This window comes from Paenibacillus kyungheensis, assembly GCF_028606985.1.
In the GTDB taxonomy this organism is placed as follows: Bacteria; Bacillota; Bacilli; order Paenibacillales; family Paenibacillaceae; genus Saccharibacillus; species Saccharibacillus kyungheensis.
The window spans coordinates 3,424,950-3,449,428 of record NZ_CP117416.1; the positions used below are offsets into that span (position 1 = coordinate 3,424,950).

Annotated in this window: 20 protein-coding genes; 8 read left to right on the top strand and 12 right to left on the bottom strand. The window is 37.9% G+C overall.

Features of this window, described 5'->3' with window-relative positions:
• Positions 1-134: 134 nt before the first annotated feature.
• Together pflB and adhE are read right to left on the bottom strand one after the other, a co-directional pair.
• Positions 135-2,402 (bottom strand): formate C-acetyltransferase, encoded by a 2,268-nt coding sequence (gene pflB / locus PQ456_RS14670; protein ID WP_273612960.1) that lies wholly within the window; start codon positions 2,400-2,402, stop codon positions 135-137.
• Positions 2,403-3,089: 687 nt separating this feature from the next.
• Positions 3,090-5,702: a bifunctional acetaldehyde-CoA/alcohol dehydrogenase gene (gene adhE / locus PQ456_RS14675; RefSeq protein WP_273612961.1), complete on the bottom strand. Its 2,613-nt coding sequence runs from the start codon at positions 5,700-5,702 to the stop codon at positions 3,090-3,092.
• A gap of 331 nt (positions 5,703-6,033) precedes the next feature.
• Between adhE and PQ456_RS14680 the strand changes: the two genes are divergently transcribed.
• Positions 6,034-6,756, top strand: coding sequence for a Crp/Fnr family transcriptional regulator (locus tag PQ456_RS14680; protein ID WP_273612962.1), 723 nt, complete (start codon positions 6,034-6,036; stop codon positions 6,754-6,756).
• 112 nt (positions 6,757-6,868) lie between these two features.
• On the opposite strand, the gene PQ456_RS14685 is transcribed toward PQ456_RS14680, so the two are convergent.
• The 6 genes from PQ456_RS14685 to PQ456_RS14710 all read right to left on the bottom strand — a co-directional run bounded on the left by PQ456_RS14685 (position 6,869) and on the right by PQ456_RS14710 (position 12,092).
• A complete protein-coding gene (locus PQ456_RS14685) occupies positions 6,869-7,186 on the bottom strand; it encodes a winged helix-turn-helix transcriptional regulator (RefSeq protein ID WP_273612963.1) in 318 nt (105 codons plus the stop codon).
• Positions 7,187-7,365: 179 nt separating this feature from the next.
• Positions 7,366-8,055 carry a uracil-DNA glycosylase gene (locus tag PQ456_RS14690; protein WP_273612964.1) on the bottom strand — a complete coding sequence of 230 codons (690 nt, stop codon included), beginning with the start codon at positions 8,053-8,055 and terminating at the stop codon, positions 7,366-7,368.
• 185 nt (positions 8,056-8,240) lie between these two features.
• Entirely contained in the window at positions 8,241-8,972 is a 732-nt protein-coding gene (locus PQ456_RS14695) for a ThuA domain-containing protein (RefSeq protein ID WP_273612965.1), read from the bottom strand.
• 20 nt (positions 8,973-8,992) lie between these two features.
• Positions 8,993-9,961, bottom strand: coding sequence for a sugar phosphate isomerase/epimerase family protein (locus PQ456_RS14700; protein WP_273612966.1), 969 nt, complete (start codon positions 9,959-9,961; stop codon positions 8,993-8,995).
• Positions 9,962-10,195: 234 nt separating this feature from the next.
• Positions 10,196-10,963: a sugar phosphate isomerase/epimerase family protein gene (locus PQ456_RS14705; protein ID WP_273612967.1), complete on the bottom strand. Its 768-nt coding sequence runs from the start codon at positions 10,961-10,963 to the stop codon at positions 10,196-10,198.
• 49 nt (positions 10,964-11,012) lie between these two features.
• The gene (locus tag PQ456_RS14710) at positions 11,013-12,092 is read right to left on the bottom strand and encodes a Gfo/Idh/MocA family protein (protein WP_273612968.1); all 1,080 of its coding nucleotides are present in this window, start codon (positions 12,090-12,092) and stop codon (positions 11,013-11,015) included.
• 293 nt (positions 12,093-12,385) lie between these two features.
• Here PQ456_RS14710 and PQ456_RS14715 point away from each other — a divergent pair, with 293 nt between their 5' ends.
• From PQ456_RS14715 to PQ456_RS14730, 4 genes are all read left to right on the top strand, one after another.
• Entirely contained in the window at positions 12,386-13,210 is an 825-nt protein-coding gene (locus PQ456_RS14715; protein ID WP_273612969.1) for an AraC family transcriptional regulator, read from the top strand.
• 230 nt (positions 13,211-13,440) lie between these two features.
• A complete protein-coding gene (locus PQ456_RS14720) occupies positions 13,441-14,421 on the top strand; it encodes a LacI family DNA-binding transcriptional regulator (RefSeq protein WP_273612970.1) in 981 nt (326 codons plus the stop codon).
• Positions 14,422-14,525: 104 nt separating this feature from the next.
• Positions 14,526-16,016 (top strand): glycoside hydrolase family 32 protein, encoded by a 1,491-nt coding sequence (locus PQ456_RS14725; RefSeq protein WP_273612971.1) that lies wholly within the window; start codon positions 14,526-14,528, stop codon positions 16,014-16,016.
• A gap of 2 nt (positions 16,017-16,018) precedes the next feature.
• Positions 16,019-18,028 carry a sucrose-specific PTS transporter subunit IIBC gene (locus PQ456_RS14730; RefSeq protein ID WP_273612972.1) on the top strand — a complete coding sequence of 670 codons (2,010 nt, stop codon included), beginning with the start codon at positions 16,019-16,021 and terminating at the stop codon, positions 18,026-18,028.
• A 96-nt stretch (positions 18,029-18,124) separates the two neighbouring features.
• Here the strand turns inward: PQ456_RS14730 and PQ456_RS14735 are convergent, their stop codons facing one another.
• The 3 genes from PQ456_RS14735 to PQ456_RS14745 all read right to left on the bottom strand — a co-directional run bounded on the left by PQ456_RS14735 (position 18,125) and on the right by PQ456_RS14745 (position 19,982).
• Positions 18,125-18,385: an AbrB/MazE/SpoVT family DNA-binding domain-containing protein gene (locus tag PQ456_RS14735; RefSeq protein ID WP_273612973.1), complete on the bottom strand. Its 261-nt coding sequence runs from the start codon at positions 18,383-18,385 to the stop codon at positions 18,125-18,127.
• A 222-nt stretch (positions 18,386-18,607) separates the two neighbouring features.
• Positions 18,608-18,982 (bottom strand): hypothetical protein, encoded by a 375-nt coding sequence (locus tag PQ456_RS14740; RefSeq protein ID WP_273612974.1) that lies wholly within the window; start codon positions 18,980-18,982, stop codon positions 18,608-18,610.
• Positions 18,983-19,019: 37 nt separating this feature from the next.
• The gene (locus tag PQ456_RS14745) at positions 19,020-19,982 is read right to left on the bottom strand and encodes a Gfo/Idh/MocA family protein (protein WP_337957859.1); all 963 of its coding nucleotides are present in this window, start codon (positions 19,980-19,982) and stop codon (positions 19,020-19,022) included.
• Between the two features lie 337 nt (positions 19,983-20,319).
• Here PQ456_RS14745 and PQ456_RS14750 point away from each other — a divergent pair, with 337 nt between their 5' ends.
• The 3 genes from PQ456_RS14750 to PQ456_RS14760 all read left to right on the top strand — a co-directional run bounded on the left by PQ456_RS14750 (position 20,320) and on the right by PQ456_RS14760 (position 22,295).
• Positions 20,320-20,721 carry a LysM peptidoglycan-binding domain-containing protein gene (locus PQ456_RS14750; protein ID WP_273612976.1) on the top strand — a complete coding sequence of 134 codons (402 nt, stop codon included), beginning with the start codon at positions 20,320-20,322 and terminating at the stop codon, positions 20,719-20,721.
• Positions 20,722-20,965: 244 nt separating this feature from the next.
• Positions 20,966-21,931: a peptide-methionine (S)-S-oxide reductase MsrA gene (gene msrA / locus PQ456_RS14755; RefSeq protein ID WP_273612977.1), complete on the top strand. Its 966-nt coding sequence runs from the start codon at positions 20,966-20,968 to the stop codon at positions 21,929-21,931.
• Positions 21,932-22,121: 190 nt separating this feature from the next.
• Entirely contained in the window at positions 22,122-22,295 is a 174-nt protein-coding gene (locus PQ456_RS14760; RefSeq protein WP_273612978.1) for a DUF2188 domain-containing protein, read from the top strand.
• A gap of 98 nt (positions 22,296-22,393) precedes the next feature.
• On the opposite strand, the gene PQ456_RS14765 is transcribed toward PQ456_RS14760, so the two are convergent.
• Positions 22,394-24,397, bottom strand: a complete 2,004-nt coding sequence (locus PQ456_RS14765; protein ID WP_273612979.1) for a coiled-coil domain-containing protein — start codon at positions 24,395-24,397, stop codon at positions 22,394-22,396.
• Positions 24,398-24,479 lie beyond the last annotated feature (82 nt).

Genomic DNA, 24,479 nt, shown 5'->3' on the forward strand with positions numbered 1-24,479 from the left:
TCTCCAAAATAATTCTATAGCCTTCACTCAGCAGATAGAGTTACATTTTCAGATATAACTTATATCATTCATTGTTGGTTAGCAGTTAAAAGCTTTGGTTAGTTTTATTGCTTTATTATTTTTAAAAGTTTGTATTACATTGATCCGTGGAATGTGCGGTTGATGACATCCATTTGTTGTTCACGAGTCAATTTCACAAAGTTAACAGCATATCCAGATACACGGATAGTTAATTGTGGGTAGTTTTCTGGGTGTTCCATAGCGTCTAGTAGTTGTTCACGAGCAAATACGTTCACGTTCAAGTGATGAGCGTTGCTACCAAAGTATCCATCTAGCATAGATACAAGGTTTGATTTACGGATTTCTTCTTCTTTACCTAATGCTTTTGGTACGATAGAGAATGTGTTAGAAATACCATCTAAGCTATCTTCGTATGGTAATTTAGCAACAGAACTTAGAGAAGCAAGTGCACCTTTTGTATCTCTTCCGTGCATAGGGTTAGCACCTGGTGCGAATGGTTCGCCAGCTTTACGTCCATCTGGTGTTGTACCTGTTTTTTTACCGTATACTACGTTAGAAGTGATTGTTAGTACTGATTGTGTTGGTGTTGCACCACGGTATGCTTTGTTTTTGCGAATCATACCCATAAATGTTTCTACCAATTCAACAGCAATTTGATCGACTTTATCATCGTTGTTACCGTAGCAAGGATATTCACCTTCAATTTTGAAGTCTACAGCAATACCACGTTCGTCACGGATAGGTGTTACTTTTGCATATTTGATAGCGCTCAATGAGTCAGCTGCTACAGATAGACCAGCAATACCACAAGCCATTGTACGTAAGATATCACGATCATGTAATGCCATTTCGATACGTTCGTAGCTATATTTGTCATGCATGTAATGGATAACGTTCAATGTGTTCATGTACAATTTGCCTAACCATTCCATCATTGCTTTGAAGCGTTTCATGACTTCGTCATATTCAAGCACTTCAGAAGTGATTGCAGGATATTCAGGTCCTACTTGAACGCCTGATTTCTCGTCACGTCCACCGTTGATTGCATATAATAATGCTTTGGCAAGGTTAGCACGAGCTCCGAAGAACTGCATTTGTTTACCGATACGCATAGCGGATACACAGCAAGCAATACCGTAATCATCGCCATAGATCGGACGCATAAGATCATCGTTTTCGTATTGGATAGAACTTGTTTCGATTGAAACTTTAGCACAGAATTTTTTGAAAGCTTCTGGCAATTGTTCTGACCACAATACAGTCAAGTTAGGTTCTGGTGCAGGTCCCAAGTTGTATAATGTATGCAAGAAACGGAAGCTGTTTTTAGTTACTAATGTTTTGCCATCTACAGCCATACCACCGATAGATTCTGTAACCCAAGTAGGGTCACCACTGAACAATTCGTTGTAGTCTGGAGTACGCAAGAATTTAACAATACGCAATTTCATTACGAAATGGTCAACTAGTTCTTGAGCTTGTTGTTCTGTTAATGTGCCTTCTTTTACATCACGTTCGATATAAATATCAAGGAAAGAAGATACACGTCCTAGAGACATCGCTGCACCATTTTGTTCTTTGATTGCTGCAAGGTAACCGAAGTATACCCATTGGAACGCTTCTTTAGCTGTTTGTGCAGGTTTGGAAATATCGAAGCCATGCATTTCAGCCATTTTTTTCAATTCGCCTAGAGCACGAATTTGTTCAGATACTTCTTCACGAAGACGAATAACTTCTTCATCAATTACATCAACTTCCATGTCATTCAAATCTTGTTTTCTTTCGTTGATCAAGAAGTCTACACCGTACAATGCTACGCGGCGATAGTCACCGATAATACGTCCACGACCGTAAGCATCTGGCAAGCCTGTAATGATACCTGCTTTACGTGCTGCTCTCATATCGGAAGTGTAAGCATCGAATACACCCTGGTTATGCGTTTTACGAATATTAGTGAAGATATCAATGATTTGTTCTGGTACTTCAAAGCCATATGCTTTACAAGCATCGATCATCATTTTGATACCACCGAACGGTTGAAGCGAACGACGGAAAGGAGCATCTGTTTGAACACCGACGATTTGTTCTTTGTCTTTGTCCAAGTATCCAGGACCATGTGAAGTGATAGTAGAAGGTGTTGCAGCATCTACATCCCATACTCCGCCACGTTCGATCTCTTCTTTAGATAGTTTAGAAATAATATCCCACAAGTCTTTTGTATTTGAAGTAGGGCCAGCTAGGAATGTTTCGTTTCCTTGATATGCGCTAATGTTTTGCTCAATAAAATCACGAGTATCTACATGTTTTGCCCATTTACCTGATTTGAAATTGCGCCATGCATCTTTTTTTAAATTATCCTGTACATTTCTTTCGATAACTGACATTGATAATCCCTCCATTATTGTGAATAAAATCACAAAAGCGTTTAAGCTAATGCTTGTCTCGCCTGTACGATACCGGAAGCTGTTATTTTCTCCCTCCGGCTATGTCTTTATTATGATGTAATTCATAAGCAGAGTATGTGACATTTATCACAAAATCGCATTTTTATTATGATTTTTATCACATTCTGTATCTATAACAGTTTTCAAAAATAACTATTACAGATATTCAGAAACCCTTTTACAGCATAAGCGAGCAACTAATTATGCTGTAAACACAGTAATATCAATCTACTAATACAAAAATATACATAAGATTTTACAACAAATAACTGTAGCATAATACCGGAATATACGACTTCTAACAACGAAATATATCACACTATTTCTGTATTATTCTATCTACACACTATAGAATAATGTTGGACATTGCATCACTCCTCTCTACGAATAAAAGAACGACTCTCATTAGTTCTGCTCATATCGCAAACTAGGAGATCGTTCTTTTGTATGAGGTGAATTTCCATATTTGCTTTATTTTTTATTTTCAATAGCGTATCTTGAGAGCCTATTTTTAGAGATGCCATTTAAATAAGAAGAAAAAAGGATCATCTCCAACGACTCTGCTATAAAAGCATTTGTGGAGTGATCCTTTTTTCAATCTACATGATTACTATTTCAAAAGTATACTTATTCAAATCTACCGTAGAATGCGTTGCGGTATACATCAGCTAGTTCAGTCACTAAAGGTAATTTAGGATTCGCTGTTGTACATTGATCTTCAAATGCACGGTCAGCAAGGTAATCGACACGAGATTCAAAGTCTTTTGCATCAAAGCCCAAAGCTTCAAATGTTTCTGGAATACCTAATTTACGGTTCAAGTCACGAATAGCATTGATCAAGCTGTTTACGCCCTCTTCAGTTGTACGTGCTGGCAATCCTAGGATGCGTGCAATTTCAGCATAACGTTCGTGAGCGATAAAGTGAGAATATTTAGGGAACGATGCGAATTTAGTTGGTTTTTTTGCATTGTAGCGGATAACGTGTGGCAACAAGATCGCATTGGTACGACCATGTGCTGTATGGTATTGTCCACCCCATTTGTGTGCCAAGCTATGGTTAATACCTAAGAATGCATTCGCAAATGCCATACCTGCAATCGTAGAAGCATTATGCATTTTTTCACGAGCCAGTTTGTCGCCTGTTAGAGCAGACTGTTCTAGATATTGGAATACCAGTTGAATCGCTTTGATTGCTAGTCCATCGGTAAAGTCACTTGCCATTACAGATACATAAGCTTCAATTGCATGAGTCAATACGTCCATACCTGTATCAGCTACAGCTACGCGAGGTAAAGAGTATACAAATTCAGGATCGATAATCGCTACGTCTGGTGTTAACTCATAATCGGCCAAAGGATATTTAGTGTTGCCTTTTTCTTTATCTGTAATAACTGCGAACGATGTTACTTCAGAACCTGTACCCGAAGTTGTAGGAATAGCTACGAATTGTGCTTTTTGTCCCAAATGTGGGTATTTGTAAATCCGTTTGCGGATATCCATGAATTTTTGTTTTAAGTTATCAAATTCAGTATCAGGGTATTCGTAGAACATCCACATGCCTTTAGCAGCATCCATAGGTGATCCACCACCAAGAGCGATAATGCAGTCAGGTTGGAAACGTTCCATCATTTGACGACCACGTTCAACTGTAGCTGTAGATGGATCTGGTTCTACATCAGAGAACACTTCAACAACCACTGGAGTTTGACGTTGACGCAAGTAATGTTGTACTTTTTCTACATAACCGAGTTGTACCATCATCGCATCTGTTACGATCACAACACGGCTAATATCAGGCATTTTAGCAAGGTATTGAGTTGCACCTTTTTCAAAATAAACTTTAGAAGGTATTTTGAACCATTGCATATTCACAGTACGACGAGCCACCCTTTTCACATTAATCAGATTCACTGCACTTACATTAGAAGAAGTAGAGTTACGACCATAAGATCCACAGCCTAGTGTTAGAGATGGTAAGTTAGTGTTGTAAAGGTCACCGATAGCTCCGTGTGTAGAAGGAGAGTTCACGATAATACGTCCAGTTTGTAGACGGTTAGCGAATTTTTGAATAACTTCATCATTATTAGAATGGATAGCTGAAGAGTGACCCATACCGCCAAATTCTACGATTTGTGCAGCACGTTCAATCCCTTGATCCGCATTTTTAACTCTATAGCAAGCCAACACAGGGCTTAATTTTTCAGCAGATAATGGGAATTTCGTACCGACACCTTCCAGTTCAGCAACCAATATTTTGGTGTCCGCTGGAACAGTAATTCCACAAAGTTCAGCAATTTTTACAGCAGATTGTCCTACAATAGAAGGATTCACTGCACATTTATCTGTATTCATTGCACCGTTTGTTAATTTGCCTGCTTCTTCTTTTGTTACAAAGTAGCAACCGTTATCGATCATTAATTTTTTCACTTTTTCATAGACAGGTTCTTCAATAACTACAGCCTGTTCAGAAGCACAGATCATACCATTATCAAACGATTTGGAAAGAATTAAGTCATTAACAGCTTGTTGTAGATCAGCACTTTTCTCGATAAAAGCAGGAACGTTACCAGGACCTACGCCAAGTGCAGGTTTACCACAGCTATATGCTGCTTTAACCATTGCGCCACCACCAGTAGCTAAGATCATGGCTACATCAGGATGGTTCATCAAAGCGTTTGTTTTGTCCATTGAAGGAGCATCAATCCACTGGATACAATCTGCAGGTGCACCATGTTTTACAGCTGCTTCAAGCAAAATGCGAGCTGCTTCTTTACTACAATTCTGTGCTGATGGATGGAAGCCGAAAATGATAGGGTTACGTGTTTTAATTGAAATTAATGATTTGAACATCGTTGTTGATGTTGGATTCGTTACAGGTGTAATCCCCATAATGATTCCGACAGGTTCAGCGATTTTTTGGAAGCTTTCATAATCATTGTCTTCAATAACACCGACTGTTTTATCATTTTTGATGCTGTGGTATATATATTCAGTAGCAAACATGTTTTTGATAATTTTATCTTCATATACACCTCTACCTGTTTCTTCAACAGCCAGTTTAGCAAGATACATATGTTGATCCAGACCAGCTAACGCCATTGCTTGTACGATGTTATCAATTTGTTCTTGATTCATATTCATAAATGCAGCGTGCGCTTTGTTAGCTTTATCAATTAATTTTTGAATTTCTTCCTGTGCACTCAATTCCACGTTGCGACTAGCATCATTTTTTACAGCCATTTCTCTCATCCTCCTCAGAATGTGTATTGCTTTTGTCTACGCACTGATCATAGCATAGAGACATAAATCATAATGTGATATTTTTCACAATCAATTTTTATTTTTTAAATTTATTCTATTTCATTTTTTCCTTTTGCATTTTAATATAAAAAGATGTATGATAATAGTGAAATTAATCACAAAGTACGAATAAGCTTTTCTTCATTTGTAAGTCATCATTATTACTATATAATGTAGAATTTAACTAATCATTTAATTTCCAATTTTTTTCCTAAAATGTTATGCATTATGATTAATTTCACGTATAATTGAAATAAAGGGGCGAATAATAATGAACAAGTCTTTAGAAGAAACTCAACCACGTCATAATACAGCATGCTTTTCGGAAATTAATCAGGAACGATTACTTAACCATTCTACAGAACGTAGTATCGCAGCAGGATCTCATTTATTCTGGGAAGGCGATTTATCCGATAAATTATATTTCCTTAAAAGTGGACGCGTTAAATTAACGAAATCAACCGATGAAGGTAAAGAATTGATTCTATATATGTATCAAGCAGGAGATATGATCGGTCAAGCTGACCCATTCTCTGGTACACGCCTTGGATTTACAGCAGAAGCAATAGAAGATACAGAAGTTGCTGTGATCGAACATAAAGAATTAGAATTAATGATCTGTCAGTATTGCGACTTTGCAATCGACTTTATGAAATGGATGGGAACGCATCACCGTCTGACTCAGACTAAAGTTCGTGACTTGATGTTATATGGTAAACCAGGTGCACTCTGCTCTACATTGATTCGTTTAAGCAATACGTATGGTGAAGATTACAATGATCAAGGTTCTATTTTGATTAACAAAAAAATCACGCATACAGACTTATCGAATATGATTGGTGCTACTCGTGAAAGTGTAAACCGGATGCTTAGCGATCTACGTAAAAAAGAAAGTATCGAATATGAACATGGTATGATCATTATCCATGACCTTGAAGCTTTACAAGAAGTATGTCACTGTGAATTATGCCCTAAAGAAATATGCAGAATCTAATGAATATTCAGTATCTTCTATACACTTACCTGTTTAGACAACTAAAGATACCAAAAAAGCTTTCCGTGTGTTACTCATAGCGGAAAGCTTTTTTTGATTCATTCATAGCGTACTATTCTACCCAATGCTCTGCCCAGTTCTGAATCTGCTCCATAACCGGCTTAAGTGCACGACCTTTGTCTGTTAACTCATATTCGATTCGAACAGGAGTCTCTGGATATACCTGACGAATCAGAATTCCACTGCTTTCTAGATCTTTCATTCGTTCAGATAGCATTTTGTCGCTCATCATCGGAATCAGATTAGAAATATCTTTAAAACGTTTAGGACCACTCATTAATGATTGAATAATTAGACCATTCCATCTTTTTCCTAAAAATGAAAACGCGGTCTCAAAACGGGGACATAATCCCAACTGGTGTTGCTCCATGTTCTCTCACCTCTTCAATTGTTCCGAAACACGGGATCGGATAGTCATAAGCTCGTATTTCATCATATTACGATGTTAACTTACGATTAGTTAGTACATATATTTTAGCATATTTTACCTGAAAAGAGAACGAAAACATTACATAATTACAGATTAATGCTCAATCTTTCAACATTATATTATGATTGTAGCGTTAAATCGATCAATTCTCGCAAAATGACCAGATCTTCTGCAATAATAGTTGTCAATGATCTATTATACAATACTGCCGCAGGATGATACATAGGAAAAATCCAGTATTCCTGTTCTGACCAGTGATATCCCTGATCCATATGATCGGCATCGACTTGTTGAATATGACTGCGCCGTGCTTGACCATGAACCTGAGAGACTTGGTATCCTTTGCCTAGTAATCGTTGTAAAGCAATATTGCCAAGCGTAATAATAATTTGCGGTTGTACCGTTTCAATCTCAGTATCCAAAATAGGTGCAAACGCAAATACTTCATACGAAGTCGGCGTACGATTCGATCGACTTGATCGTTCGGCTGTATGTTTACCTTGAATCATTTTGTCTTTGTATGGACGACTACGTACAGTACTTGTAATATATAGATCATTTCTTGTAATATTCAAAGCATCAAAGTAACCATCTAACACTTTACCTGCTTGTCCACAAAAAGGAATCCCTTTTTCAATCTCATTCGCTCCCGGTGCTTCTCCTACCATCATTAATCCACCCGGAAATTTACCATAACCACCTAAAAATCCTTCTAACCGATGTCCGGCTACTCGCTCCAAACATTCGCTAATTCGTGTTGGCGATAACGGAACGTTGCCAATCTGTGATTCTCTCTGTGCTTTAGACATCCATGCACTCCTTTCTATCACTAATCTACATGGTAGAGTGCTTTCATCAGTGTATAATAGCGATCTTGCTGGATAAAATCCCAAAAAAAGTACGCCTGTAGGCTATTAACCATACACGCGCACTTTTGAAAGATTTATTTTCTATGATTAATACTGTCTGGAACTCAGTTTGTTTGGTATAGCTGTTACGCCATTACTTTACTACCAAGTGCACGTGTAGGTTCTGTGCGACCGAATTCAGGACGTGTATTTATTGCAGGATACGCCCAGCGTACAGCGTTAGAGATAATGTGCATAATATCCTGATTGTAATACGTTGGATACGTCTCATGACCTGGACGGAAGTAAAAGACTTTACCATGTCCACGACGATACGTACAACCGCTACGGAATACTTCTCCGCCTTCAAAGTTGCTCAAGTATACCAATTCATCAGGAGCAGGAATATCGAAAAATTCACCATACATTTCTTCTTTATCCAGTGTAATGGAAGGGTTAACACCTTGAGCGATAGGATGCGTAGGATTTACACACCATAGAATTTCTTGCTCATCGGCTACACGCCATTTCAGATCACAACTGGTTCCCATTAATTGTTTAAATGGTTTGGAGAAATGTCCTGAATGAAGAACGATTAATCCCATACCTTCATTGACTCTTCTTGCTACCGCTTCTGCAATATCATCATCTACTAATTCGTGAGCTGTATGTCCCCACCATAACATCACATCGGTAGAATTCAACACAGACTCTGTCAAACCATGTTCCGGCTGATCGAGTGTAGCTGTACGGCAGGCAAAGCCTTCCTTCGATAGCCCATCCGCCAGAACAGTATGAATCCCATCAGGATATACTGCTTTGACATCATCACGGATTTTCTCATGTACAAACTCATTCCAGACCGTTACATTAATCATAAAAAACTTCCTCCTCTATATTAGACCCACCACATCTCACCAAGTTCTTCCTCAATCAAAACCTGCTTCAAGTTATGGACAGCTTTTGTGAAACCTTCATTTACTGACATTAGACCATCTTCGTGCTCTATACTTACAACATAATCGTATCCAACTAGACGTAATGTGCTGATAATATCAGCCCATGTTTTGTTATCATGACCAAAGCCTACTGTACGGAACTGCCATGCGCGATCTTGCATTTTGGTGTAGTCTTGCATATCTGTTACGCCGTGCATATTAACATTATCGGTATCTACCAGCGTATCTTTAGCATGAAAGTGATGAATTGCATTATTTTTTCCTAAAATTTTAATCGCTTGTACCGGATCAATCCCTTGCCACCACATATGACTCGGATCAAGGTTCGCTCCGATCACTTCACCAGCAGCTTCACGCAAGCGTAATAGTGTACCTGGAGTATGCACTGAGAAACCACCATGCAGTTCCAAACCAACTTTTACATTATGATCAGCAGCGAATTTACCATTCTCTGTCCAGTATGGAATGACTTTTTCTTCCCATTGCCATTTCATAAGATCCTGGAAATCATTCGGCCACGGTGCTACAGGCCAGTTCGGGTATTTCGCATCATCACTATCACCCGGACAACCGGAGAATGTATTTACAACCGCTACATCTAACTTCTGTGCCAGTTGAACGGATTTGATAAAGTCTTCATGGGATTCTTTGGCAATCGCTTTTTGCGGATGCAAAGGGTTACCATGACAGCTTAATGCACTAATCGTTAAACCACGAGAATCGATCGCTTGCTTGAATGCTCTAAGCTTACCTTCATCCGCAAGTAATTCGTCAGGCTTACAGTGAACATTACCTGGATTACCGCCAGAACCAAGCTCTACCATTTTAACGCCTTTTTCAGCTACATAATCCAATGCTTCTTCAAAGCTCATATTGTTGAGCAATACCATAAATACGCCTAATTTCATTTGTCCATCCTCCAGCTTCATTCGTTAATTTTATGAATGCAATCTGGTGAACTTATCACTTGAATCTAATCAATAGAGCGAACGGTGAGTTCTGTATTTGTCCTATCAGACAGTTGAGAATAGTGTAAATGCTCTATTATTAAATAATACGTCGAAACATGTCATAAAGTTCACCTAAATTGCGATTTATATCCATTTTAGTACAATTATTAGGATTGAACAGTAAGAGTTAGATTACACGCTTACTTTTCCACCTTTAGCACCGTATGATTTCACCCAGTTGATGCTTTGCTCGATACTTTGCAAAGGCGGTTGTAGGCATGAATCTTGCTCTACGACTAACCACTCTGCTCCTGCTTTTTCAGTAGCATCGGCTATCGCTGCAACAGGCACTTCACCTTCACCAAGTTCAACCGTCTGTGCACCTTTATCCGTGCGTTTGAAATCTTTCCAGTGAACAATCGGTAAGCGTCCAGCGTATTTTTGAATATATTCAATAGGATCATATCCACCATACTGTACCCAGCAACTATCCAATTCAACTTGCAATAGTGATGCAGGCACTTCAGTATACATCGCATCAAATACAGTATGTTCCCCTAATTTTTCAGTAAATTCAAATTCATGGTTGTGATATAACAACACTACATCGTTTTGATTGCACAATTCTCCAAGCTTGCGTAGATTCGTGAAAACTTCTGGCCAGTTACTACGGTGCTCTTCAGACAAGAATGGTACAATAATATAACGATTGCCAATTTCTTTGTTATAATCGATTAAAGACTGCGCATCTTGTAATAATTCTGTATATTGGGTATGAGAACCCACAACTTCAAGGTTGTGTTTTTTGAGTAATTCGTTAATTTGACTAGCAGTACGTCCGTAAAATCCAGCAAATTCAACACCTTGATATCCGAGCGATGCAACTTTAGCAATTGTACCTTCAAAATCTTTTTCTAAATCGTCTCGTACTGTGTATAATTGCAGTCCAACTTTAACCATTGCTCCATTCACTCCCACAATTTATGATAGTTGTATAGGATGATGATATTTAATAGCTGTTACCTTGTCTGTACCCTGCACGACTTTTGATAATCACATGCTTGCCTTCTAATGAAGAGCGTTGGAATGCATGCATCGCTTCAAGTACATGGTATGCTAGTTCACCACTTGCGCGGTGAGGTTGATTGTTGCGAATCGCTGTTACCATTTCGTTCAGACCTTTACCACGTTCATTACGAGTTCCTTCAAATACAGGAGGCACAATCTCAAACTCTTCTGAACCTGCACGTCTCAAGCGAACATCACCATCAAAAAAGTTAGGATCCGGAATATCTAATGTACCTTCTGTACCGTAGATTTCCATCCGAGGCAGTTGAGAGCCTCCTTTAATATCAAAACTGGTAATCATGGTAACGATTGCACTGTTTTCGAAATCGATCGTTCCTGCCAGATGTGTAGGTGTCTGTACACGTAATGGCGTACCTTCTTTGGGACCGCTATGAACATGACGATCAGGAATCTGTATACCGGCTGATGAGCTAATTCTAGTCATCGATCCTAACAAGCTTGTTAATGCTGTCAAATAGTAAGGCCCCATATCGAACATTGGTCCTCCACCTGGCGCATAGAAAAACTCAGGATCAGGATGCCAGGATTCAGGCCCACCACTCATCATAAAAGCAGAAGCTGCAATCGGTCGACCGATCAATCCATCGTCGATCGCTTTGCGCGCTGTTTCTATGCCTGAGCCGAGAAATGTATCCGGTGCACTGCCTACGCGGCGACCTACTTCTTTGGCTCGTAACAGTGTACGTTGACCATCTTCTAGCGATACTGCAAATGGCTTTTCAGCATAGACATGTTTTCCTGCTGCTAGTGCCGCCAAATTGACTGAAGCATGTGCCGCAGGAATCGTCAGGTTGATAATTAATTCAATATCTTCCTGTTGAAATAATTCCTCCGGAGTGAATGCGTTTGCAATGTTAAATTGTGAAGCTCTTGCTTGAGCCTTCTCAATCACCATATCTGCGCATGCTACCACTTCAACAACTGGACTTGATTGTAAATTTTCTAAATAGATCTCACTGATGTTACCGCATCCGATTAAGCCAGCTTTCATTCGTTCCACAGGTGATCCTCCTTTGGGCATCTGTTTTTCTAGGTGCAGAAAAGCTTTTCCTCTGGTGATAAGTATATCTAGGATTGCCCTGCATAACGACAATCTAGCAATGCTATGATAAACCCTTTATGTATGATGGACTTATACATACCATTGTCCTTTTTTGTTGATGATGTAATCTTGATGTTTTATAAGCTCGTTACAATAGTATTACTATTTGGTTTCAATTAAAATGAATAATATGATTAAAACATGAACTATTTGGTCAAATTTTAAATTTGTTGCTGAAAAGAGGATTTTTAATGGAATTAAGTGGAGAAATTTGTAAAGTTTACACCGCAGGTTATTCGTTTCATCGAAAACCTTTTTATATGAATGAGCCCGAAGGTGTCAAAAGTTACTTATTCCGTTTTCAAACCGAAGGAAACTGTTTGCTCCGTTACAAAGGAGGTATGGATGAAGTCGAAGTAGGTGATCTACATCTGTATGCACCTGATGAACCATATGAGCTAAAAATTGATTATACGCCTAATGCGGCTGGCTTACCTATGGTAGAAAGCGGCGACTATCATATCTTTTTCGGTGGTGAATGGGCAGACAAATGGTGGAAGCGTACAGAGCGACCTGCTAAAATAAAAATTCCGCTTAGTGATAATATCGTTGATTTATTACGTCAGATTTCGATGGAAAAAAGACGGATCGATGATCCTTATCCTGAGATTTTGTCTTATTATATGAAAATTCTGTGCTTATCGATCGATCGTTATTTATCTGAACAGCCTAGCAGTGGTCCAAAAACCTATTTAGCGTATCAAATCAAAAATTATATTGAAGAAAATGCGTCTACTGCGTTCAAATTAGATGATGTAGCGATGTATGTAGGAATTAGTGTTTCGCGGGCTGTCCATTTGTTCAAAGAAGCATTTGATACAACGATTATGCAATACGCCCTTGATGTTCGGCTGAATATGGCACAAGAGCGAATCGTATTTAGTCCAATGCCACTGGAAGAAGTTGCTGAATCTTCTGGGTTTGCAAATTATACGTATTTCCACCGGGTATTCCGTTCTCGCTTTGGCATGTCACCTAAAGAATTTCGGATCTCAAAGCGTGAACATATCACTTAAATAGGTAGCAGTTACGCCAAGATTTTACGGACTAATCATCTATAGGTAGAGAGATTCTTTGATCTAAAGAACCTCTCTTTTTTCATGTATAATAAACAGAATACACATTATAGATTATTTCATCATTTGATAGATCATTTCATTGCTTGATAAATCAGTCCAGCGCTTGTTCTATCATTTGTTTAATGAGCTATCTCAATATTTTGGATCTTTATAAGGAGCTTACAGCTATGAAAACGATTATCGATATTGCTCAAGCTGCCGGTGTTGCCAAAAGTACAGTATCACGTTATCTGAATGGCGGCTCGGTCAGTGACGAAACAAGAGAAAAAATCGAACGCATTATTAAACAATATAACTATGTCCCTAATACATTTGCTCGCAGCTTAAAAGCCAAAAAAACAAGTATTATCGGGATTATTGTACCGCGGCTCGATTCCTTTGCTGTATCTCAAATGTTAATAGGTATTGATGATACTTTGCGCCAAGAACAGTACCAGATGTTACTTGCTAATGCTAATCAAGAAACAGCTCGTGAGATCGAAGCGATCTATGAATTTTCCCGTCAAAAGATTTCGGGATTGCTGTTTATGGCAACCAAAATTACAGATGAACATCGCCAGGCTATTGCGAAATGCAATATCCCTGTTGTACTTATTGGTCAAGATGACGCGCTGTTACATAGTGTTATTCATGATGATCGTCAGGCTGGTTATATGTTAGGCAAATATGTATTATCCAAAGGGCATCGCCAGATCGCTTATCTAGGGGTGACTGAACAAGATGATGCAGTAGGTATCCAGCGTAAACTAGGATTCCAGCAAGCTTTTGAACACACGACTGATTATGATATCCGTTACTATGAATCAGGCTTTCGGATGGATCAAGCAGTCATCGCTGCTAATGATCTTCTAGATCAATGGAACCCTTCTATTGTTGTCGCTGCTACTGATAATATAGCGATCGGTGTATTCAAAGCAGCCCTCTCCAGACAGATTGATATTCCGACTACTTTATCGATCACAGGGTTCGGTGACTATGATATTACAGAGATTATGCATCCTGCTTTGACAACAGTCAAATTTCACTACAAAGAAGCCGGACAGTTAGCCGCTACCAACCTTATTCAGATGATTCATGGAGATTCTGTTCAAAAAACAACGATTTCAACTTGCGAACTTATTGTCCGAGAAAGCGTTGACAATCGTTAAATACCGACTTATAATACATTGGAACCGGTTCCGGTGTATTTTTTTAATTCAAATTGGAACCGGTTCCGTAGAAAGAATATATCAATAGCGATGGAGAATAATTTATGAAAATGAGTCGAACACAGTTGTATCGCACCTTAGATCAAGCTGATGTTGGAGAATGGGAAGCACTGAAGGTATTAGCCGATCAAAGCCCGTGGCGTCAGACTTTTCATATTCAACCTGAAGCCGGACTACTGAATGATCCGAATGGATTTTGCTTTTTTAACGGAGAATATCATCTTTTCTATCAATGGTTTCCATTAGGAACACAACATGGTATCAAATACTGGTATCACACTTCTTCTACTGATCTGGTTCATTGGCGTAATCAAGGGATCGGGATTGCTCCTGATACTATATATGATTCTCATGGAGCTTATTCTGGAAGCGCTATAGAAAAAGACAATCTGTTATATCTGATGTATACAGGTAATACGCGTAACAAGGATTGGAAGCGTTATCCATTCCAATGTATAGCTGTGATGAACACCCAGGGTCATATCTCAAAGCTACCCCCTGTGATCGAGCATGTACCTGATGGATATAGTGATCATTTTCGTGATCCGAAAGTCTGGCAAGATGGAGAATATTACTACTGTGTCATTGGCGCTCAGCGAATCAATCATACCGGGTGTGCGGTTATGTATCGTTCGCCTGATCTACAGACATGGACATTTCAAGGAGAATTACAGACATTCCTACCTTCATTCGGTTATATGTGGGAGTGCCCGGATTACTTTGAACTCAACCAACAAGGAATATTGTTATTTTCACCGCAAGGAATAGAACCGTTTGCAGATTCATTTCAAAATATTTATCAGTCCGGTTATATGATTGGTACTCCTTTGGATCTGAATACATGTGAATTTGATCATGGAGACTTTTGCGAGTTAGATCATGGATTCGATTTCTATGCTCCACAGACGACACTTGCACCGGATGGACGTAGATTGTTAGTCGGTTGGCTAGGCATGCCAGAGATTGATTATCCTACAGATCATCAAGGATGGGCGCACTGTCTCACATTGCCACGTGAATTGACGATCGAACAAGGGGAACTACGACAACGTCCTGTTCAAGAGCTTACTCAGCTACGTGGACAACGTTATCATGTTAATCATACAGTGGATAACCAACACCATCTGCTATCTTCTATGCAAGGCGTACAGTATGAAATGCTTGTTCAAATCAGTGATATTCAAGCTACCCGAATAGGCATAGAGTTACGCGTAGGCAACAATGAAAAAACCGTTCTGTATTATCAACCAGAGCTAGAAAAATTAACTTTAGACCGCTCATTATCCGGTCAACCTCTAGCGCTTGAATATGGAACAACACGAAGTTGTAGTTTATCTCTAGATGAAGGCACAGTAACACTGCATCTATTTGTAGATACATCTTCGATTGAAATTTTCGCTAATGATGGTCGTAAAGTATTGACAGCTCGTATCTTCCCTCAACCTGATAGCACAGGGATATCATTATTTGCGGAAGATGGAAGCGCATGCTTTGATGTTACACAATGGGATTTGTTAGCTAAGGAGGAACAATAATCATGTCTGAAAATCAAAAAATTGCTCAACAGGTAATCGAAGCTGTCGGAGGTAAAGACAATATCGCCTCATTTGCTCATTGTGCTACTCGCTTGCGAATTATGGTACATAACAAAGAGCTTATCGATCAAGAACGTACCGAAAACATAGATAAAGTAAAAGGCGCTTTTTTCAATTCAGGTCAGTACCAGATTATATTTGGTACCGGTACAGTAAATCGTATATTTGAAGAAGTTGAAAACTTAGGCGTAGAAAGTACTTCCAAAGACGATATCAAAAGTCAAAGTAAAAATGCAGGGAACTTTTTTCAACGCTCAATTCGTACATTTGGTGATGTATTTGTTCCTATTATTCCTGTTCTTGTAGCTACAGGTTTATTTATGGGATTACGAGGATTGTTAACACAACCTCAAATTCTAGCTCTTTTCGGTATGACACCTGATCATATCTCAGCTAACTTTCTATTATTTACACAAGTTTTAACCGATACAGCCTTTGCTTTTTTACCAGCGCTTGTAGCATGGTCTGCATTCCGTGTGTTTGGTGGAAGTCCAGTATTAGGGATTGTACTTGGTCTGATGTTAGTCAATCCTGCGCTCCCTAATGCTTATTCTGTCGCCGATGGATCTGCGCATCCGTTAACATTGTTCGGCTTTATTCCTGTTGTCGGTTATCAGGGTTCTGTATTGCCAGCATTTGTTATTGGTCTGATTGGAGCGAAGTTAGAAAAAGCATTACGTAAGCGGATTCCTGAAGCGATTGATCTGATTTTAACACCATTTCTAACGTTATTGATTATGATTACGCTTGGACTATTTGCAATTGGCCCTATTTTCCACTCACTGGAATCTGTTGTATTGAATGCGACCATTTATGTATTGGATATGCCTTATGGAATTGCAGGGCTATTGATCGGTTCTTTGCATCAAATTATTGTGGTAACTGGTGTTCATCATATTTTCAACTTTTTAGAAATTCAATTGTTAGAACGAACAGGTGTCAATCCGTTTAATGCTATTATCACTTGTGCGATGGCCGCTCAAGGTGGCGCATGTCTAGCGGTAGGTCTCAAAACCAAAGACAATAAGCTCAAAGCATTGGCGCTTCCTTCTTCTTTATCTGCTTTTCTAGGGATTACTGAGCCGGCTATTTTTGGAGTCAACTTACGTTATATGAAGCCATTTATTATGGGATTAATCGGTGGCGGTATTGGTGGTTTTATGGCTTCTTTGTTCCATTTAGCAGGATCAGGAATGGCGATTACTGTTATTCCAGGAACTTTGCTTTACTTGAACAGTCAACTTCCACTGTATATCTTATGTAACGTAGTAGCGATCGCGATCGCATTTACACTCACATGGTTGTTCGGATACAAAGATAAAGTAGTGATCACTGCAACAGATTCCGTTGTTGCTGATTCTATTGATTATGCAGAACCATCCACTTCTTCTATTGAATCAAGCTCATCTGCTATCAATAATACAACTTCTGCTTCTGCTAGTTCTCATGCAGTTAGTGACGTTCCGACTGATACCGCTGTATTGAATATTATAGCTCCGATTAGTGGAACACTGGTTCCGTTAGAACATGTGCCTGATCCTGCTTTTGCCGGCAAGCATATGGGTGAAGGTATAGCGATTGAACCGAACGAAGGTAAATTATACGCGCCTTTCGATGGAACGGTGGCACATGTGATGGATAAAAGTAAACATGCTATTATTGTTGAACATGCTAGTGGTGTACAATTATTGATTCATATTGGATTGGATACAGTGTCTTTGAAAGGACAAGCATTTACTTTACATGTGAAATCAGGTGATTCTATTCAAGCAGGGCAATTGTTGATTGAATTTGATATCGCTATGATCCAATCTTCTAATCTCTCTGTCATCACACCTGTTATTGTGCCCGATGGTATTGAACATATTCAGCTGATTCAACCTGCTGAACCTCAGCAAGTTCAAGCAAATGAACATTCTATTATGCAAGTGACGTACACTATCTCATCCTAACTATCAAAATAAACCTGAGGCGAACCAACGTTATGCTGGTGTATCGCCTCAGGTTTTTATCATTTATTATGCCTGTGTTACAGTGAATATTGAGTCTTAACGTTGCGTACGGTAAGCTTCCATCAATTCTTCAATAGCACTACGGCTAATCATTTTACCTTTAAAATAGATAAGGTCTTCTGAATCGCCTGTGAAAATGCAAGAAGGCTCATATTTTTTCAAAATAATACGATCGCTATCGACAAAAATCTCTAAACCATCTTTTACATCAATATTCATTACACGGCGCAATTCGATTGGAATAACGACCCGTCCTAATTCGTCTACTTTTCTTACAATACCAGTTGCTTTCATCATGTTATTTCTCCTCCAATTATATACTAGTATAACCCCTATATGACACTATTATATATCATTCTACAATTTTCTACATTTTTTTCAAATCGTAATAGTTATTATTAAATCATATTCAGTGTAATATGCCAAGTTAAAATTTTCAAATTTGCAAAAATAAATAAAAGCTTCTGTCATTTCCTTTAATTTTCAGGAAATAACAAAAGCTTTGTATACATGGTTATTCTACTCTTCTTCGCCTTCTTGTGAAGCCAATCGACGCTCTGTAGCTGCTCTTGTATCTATCGCTTCGCTAATAACCAGAGCAAGATCTTCATTTCCATACATCGACAATACACCGAATAATGTGTCATCAGGAATATCGCCTGCTTCTTCTTTGGGCACTGTCAAATTAATTCCTTGTTGTAGACGTGGATTATCTACCTGATCTGGATAAGCGGTCTGGTACAATTCTTTAGCATCAAATCCACGATTTACACACCACTGAGCAAATACCAGAATCATCATATCTTCATCTTGACGATAGCTTTGTACAATCTGCTCTTCTCTTAATTTCTGTTGCTCTTTGCTTGTTAGGTTGTCGTAATCATAATCATCCATCATATTGCATCCTTTCGAGGTGAACTATTTCTGTTGTTTATAAATCAGACGTTAATCGATCTGCTAAAATATGTGATTCCAATACCAGATCTGCGCGTATACTGCATTGTTCAGGCGTTGATAAACGATCTAGAAAATGATCAATCACTCCCATAAATCCGCGCCGTTCCCATATCGTCTCCCAGCTACCAAATTGTTGCTGCTGTGGTAACATATCTTTTTCATATAAATAAGCACTATCCATATTCATCACTTCGGCAGAACGTCCGCCACCATGCAAAATCAATCTTTCCATATCAATCCCTGCACTGCGAGCCATCGTATAGCTTCCGTATCGTCCATTACCTAACGACAACATGCCAGAAGCATGAAGCATCGGACCGTTGCCATTTCCTTGCTGACGAAGCTGATGAGCCATAACCGTATACGTGTCATTACCCAACCACATTAATAAATCCAACATATGGATCAGATCATCATATACCGTTTCTTTAGCAGGTACACTTTGTAAACGGGTACGATGTTTGACCACTTCGCACAATTCAAACCCGCCTGCTTCAGCTAGCCAGGCATAAGCATTCATATATAATGGAGCAAAACGACGATTAAATCCAACCGCAAGCAACAAATCTTTTTGCTCTGCTGTTGAGGTCATCTGGCGTGCTTCTTCTATATTATAAGATAACGGTTTATCCACATATACAGGCAATCCATATTGCAGACATTTCATTACAATATCATAATGCGTCGAAGTTGGGCTATGTACAAATACCGCATCCAGTTCCCACTTTTGAATATCTTCAATGTCAGTACTTCCTTTTGTCAGTCGAAATGTATCCATCGTCTGGCGTACAGTCTGCTCTGAATGACTGATAATTCCTACGACTTCTATATCTACACGATTGATCAGCAATGGCAAATACACTTTACGAGCAATATCCCCTATCCCGATCAAAGCGATCCGTTTGCGTTTTATATGTTTATTCTCGTGTTCTGTCATCATCTAATCTCCTTTGATCACAAGTATATGTATCTATCTCACCACTACTTCTACTATAGAAGCAATATCAAAAAGATAAAAGTAATTTTTAAATTTTATCTTTTTTTGTATTTATTTTGAAATTTCATATGGTTTTAAGCTATAACTCATGTGAATTTAATCGCAAAGCTTATAATAAGAGTATACAACATGACAGAACAAATATTTTAAAAATAACATCAAAAAAAATATACATCATCTATTGCAATTGTCGAATCATGGTGGTATATTTATATCATAAAGTTACTAAATGAAAGTAAGTTATAAAAAATTATGTAATTACAGAGGAGAAAATATCATGAACACAACATTTAAAAAAGTCTTATTGTCTACTGCTTTAGCTACTAGCCTGGGAGCTGTTGCTCTTGTTGCACCTATGGGAGCAAGCCAAGTATCGGCTGCTGCTGATACAAGTAATCACCAAAAAGCAAAAGACAAAGCAGAACAACGTGCAGATAACCTAGCTTACCAAACAGCAGTGTCTCAACAAGTAGAAGCTATGTTTGGAACAGCTAAAGAAACACCAACTGAACCAACAACTCCAGCAGTAACACCAACTAAAAATGCAACAACTGTTATTGTTCCACAAGGTGCTAGCTTGACTGAAATCGCTGCTCAATACGGTGTAACTGTAGATGAATTGATTGCTGCTAACAATCTTTTACCTGCTGGATACCAATTGACTATTCCACAAAAATAAGATTGATCCATCTGATCGGCCAACCGGATATCTTATAAAGACCAAAATATGATTATAGACCGCTCACATGCCAACATGTCAGCGGTTTTTGTCCCTTTATTTATAAATAGATGTCATCCAAATGAACAGTTTATACGTATCTAATGTTTGAATACACTGTTTTTTTGGGTTTTATATAGTGTAAGATATATTATGTATTATTTAAATTTTAATTATTTATTCAAAGAAATGGAGTGAACGATAAATGAGCAACTCACAATATGAAAAGGCTACTTTTGCAGGCGGATGTTTCTGGTGCATGGTATCCCCTTTTGAAGAACTACCAGGCATCATCAGTATTCGCTCCGGATATACAGGTGGACATACAGAGAATCCGACGTACAAAGAAGTATGTACCGAAACAACAGGACATGCAGAAGCTGTACAAATCGTATATGATCCAGAAATCTTTCCTTATACTAAATTGCTAGAATTATACTGGCAACAAATAGATCCTACTGATGCAGGTGGACAGTTCTACGATCGTGGTTCTTCTTACCGTACAACGATCTATTATCATACAGATGAGCAACGCGAGTTAGCAGAAATCTCCAAACAAGAAGTAGCTGCTAGCGGACGCTTTGACAAACCGATCGTAACACCGATCGAGCCTGCTCAGACTTTTTATGAAGCAGAAGAATATCATCAAGATTATCACAAAAAAAATACAGGACATTACAAACGCTATCGTAAAGGTTCTGGTCGGGACGCTTTTATCAACGAACACTGGTCTACCAAAATTGATAAAAGTGATCTAAAAAACAAACTATCCGAAATCCAATACCATGTTACTCAAAAAAATGGTACAGAACCTGCTTTCAAAAATGAGTTCTGGGATCATCATGGTGAAGGTATCTATGTCGATATCGTTTCTGGCGAGCCGTTGTTTAGCTCACTCGACAAATATGATTCCGGTTGCGGATGGCCAAGCTTTACCCGTCCAATTCGAGATTATCAAGTGAAAGAAAATATGGATTTGAGCCACTTTATGGTTCGTACTGAAGTACGTAGTCGCGAAGCAGACTCTCATCTAGGTCACTTGTTCGATGATGGCCCGGGTCCAAATGGATTGCGTTATTGCATTAACTCGGCTGCTCTACGCTTTGTTCCTAAAGAAGATCTAGAAGCTGAAGGATACAGCGAGTACAAAGCAATGTTCCAAGAAGCATAATAATACTAGATTCATCCATAAAGGCTCTTACCGCTAAGGTGAGAGCTTTTTATTATGCCCGGCTACCGTTTCGTCTAAGCATAGACGGGTAAATGAACTACATGGAATCCTTCTTATTCATCCTTTTAGGTGGTTGAATAATTAGTGATCGTTGTCTTTTATTCTATTTTATTGATAAGGAGTGTTTATGATGCCGTGGACTAACGGAGATTATCCCCCATCTATGAAAAATTTAGATACTCGTGTACGTCATAAAGCGATTGAGATCGCGAATGCTTTGCTAGATGAAGGTTATGAAGAAGGTCGAGCAATCGCGATTGCGACTGCCAAAGCTGAAGAATGGGATAAAGATCATCCCAAATAATGATCTAATGATAAAAAAACGATTGAACACAATGTTCAATCGTTTTTTCATTAATATCTTTATTTATGGAAATTTTATTACATATAGCGATATAGATATTATTCATCATCGTCATCTTCCCAAGTGTCATCATCTCTGTATGCAATATTGGATTTGGATTTGGATGAAGAAGAACTAGACCCGAATAAAGTAATCCCTTTAGAAGTATGAGTATGATAATGGTTGACTACTTTAGTATTATTCTTTTGATTTTGTAATTGACGTGTACGATAACGTTCTTCTGTTTTTGCTTTTTTTAGTGCTTGTTGTTGCGCTGTTATTTGATCATAAGCTAGTTGTAGTTCTGCAATAATACCTTTTATATTTTGTAATGATGCAAATGCAGATTCGTACTGACCATTCATTGTTAAATCTTCATAATCTTTTATAAATTTTTTAAAAGAATTTTTATAACGTTCACTTGCTCCCATGGGTAGATACCATTTTACTGTTCGATAGTGAAGCTTAAAATCATTTTCTAATCTTAACCTAAGGGGCACAGCATCATCACGGTAATCTATTAAGGTATTGATTGTACTAACCCATTGTTCAATAGATTCAATATAGGCTGTACATTGCTGTTGCAATAGATTTAAATTTTGGGGGGATTCTGAGAAAAGAGCATGCACTTTATCGTGTTGTTTCTGTATAGATTGATACTCCTCATCTAACATTGTGTTCATATTCCACTTGATCGCTTCTTGTTCAGCTTTAGCATAACTATATTTTAATTTATACTCAGCTTGCTTTACTTTTTCAGGAAGCTGTTGTTGTAATTGTTGCCACAATTGCAATTGCTCCTGACTAGCATATAATTCCTGTTCGATATAGATTAATTTAGAATCTAATGGTATAAGATGTTTTTCAGCTTCTATATATTTTTGAATATCTTCATGAAGATACTGTTGAATATGCTCTAAATCTGATTCAATCGTTTGTAAGGCTCTACATGCTTTCTCAAAATTTTTAAATGTATGATTCCAGACTGAAGATTTCAAATCTTGACGCGCTGAAACCCATGTTACAGATAATTCTAATTCAATACTCTTTAATACTTGCAACCGTTCATGTGCTCTTCTATGCTGTTCTCGAACGTTTTCTTGCAGAGCTATTCTATTCTCAATAATAACAATTGATTTCTCAATAGAGTCTTCTAATTGATTCCACAAGGATTGGGCTTGCAATAGATCAGCCTGACGAATAGAAGAATGAAAGGCTTCTAAAGTGTTACTGCTTTTATTTATCCATTGATAGGGATCAATCTCAACAGTTAATAAGCTATGCTTCTCTAGAGAATTATGAATTTCAAGGCGTACTGCTTTTATTTTGTCTTCAAACTCAATAGCATATTGATAATATATTTTTAGTTGTTCATACTGTTTTTGCAATATATTCACTTTTTGCTCTACTTTTTTTAAAAGTTGAAATGATTGAATAGTATCTGAATACTGCCATTGCTTACTTTTGCTGAGTAACTCTTGAATTTCTTTTTGTTGCCTAGACCACTTGGATAAACTTGATCCTATTTCAGTGGTAAAATGGTAAATATGTTGTTCTAGTATCTTAAAGGAATCTTCCCAATGAGTATAATAATCTTGTGTATACTGCTCTGCTTCTAGTAATTCATTTATTTTGAAACGATCTAAATTAATTTGTTCTTGAATCGTTTTATGTTTCTGCAAATATTTTTTTAATTCTTCTATCAGTTCTAATGAATCCCAAAAGAATGATGTCCAAGGTAACTTAATCTCAATTTCAATATCTTTTAACTGATTGAGTGTTTCTTTTAATATACTATATATTAATAAAGCATCTTTTTGAGTAATTCCACTTTTATTTTTTAATATATGATTAGAGTGTTCTAACAGTTCTTCAACTTCCTCCATAAGATTATTATTTTGAACATCAATAATTACTTTAATTTTGTGTATGTAAACAAATTTAGATTGTTTATATAACTTGATTATCCCTGTGAAAATAATAATCAAACCTGGTAAAAAAAATATACTTGCTACAATCCAAAATATAATAATCCATCCGTAGTTTGCTAAAAATCCATTCATTATTCGTACTCCTTGCTACTATGTAATGTATGTAGTTGATAAGTTTTTATCACTATTCTTATCGACAAAAATACTATAAATG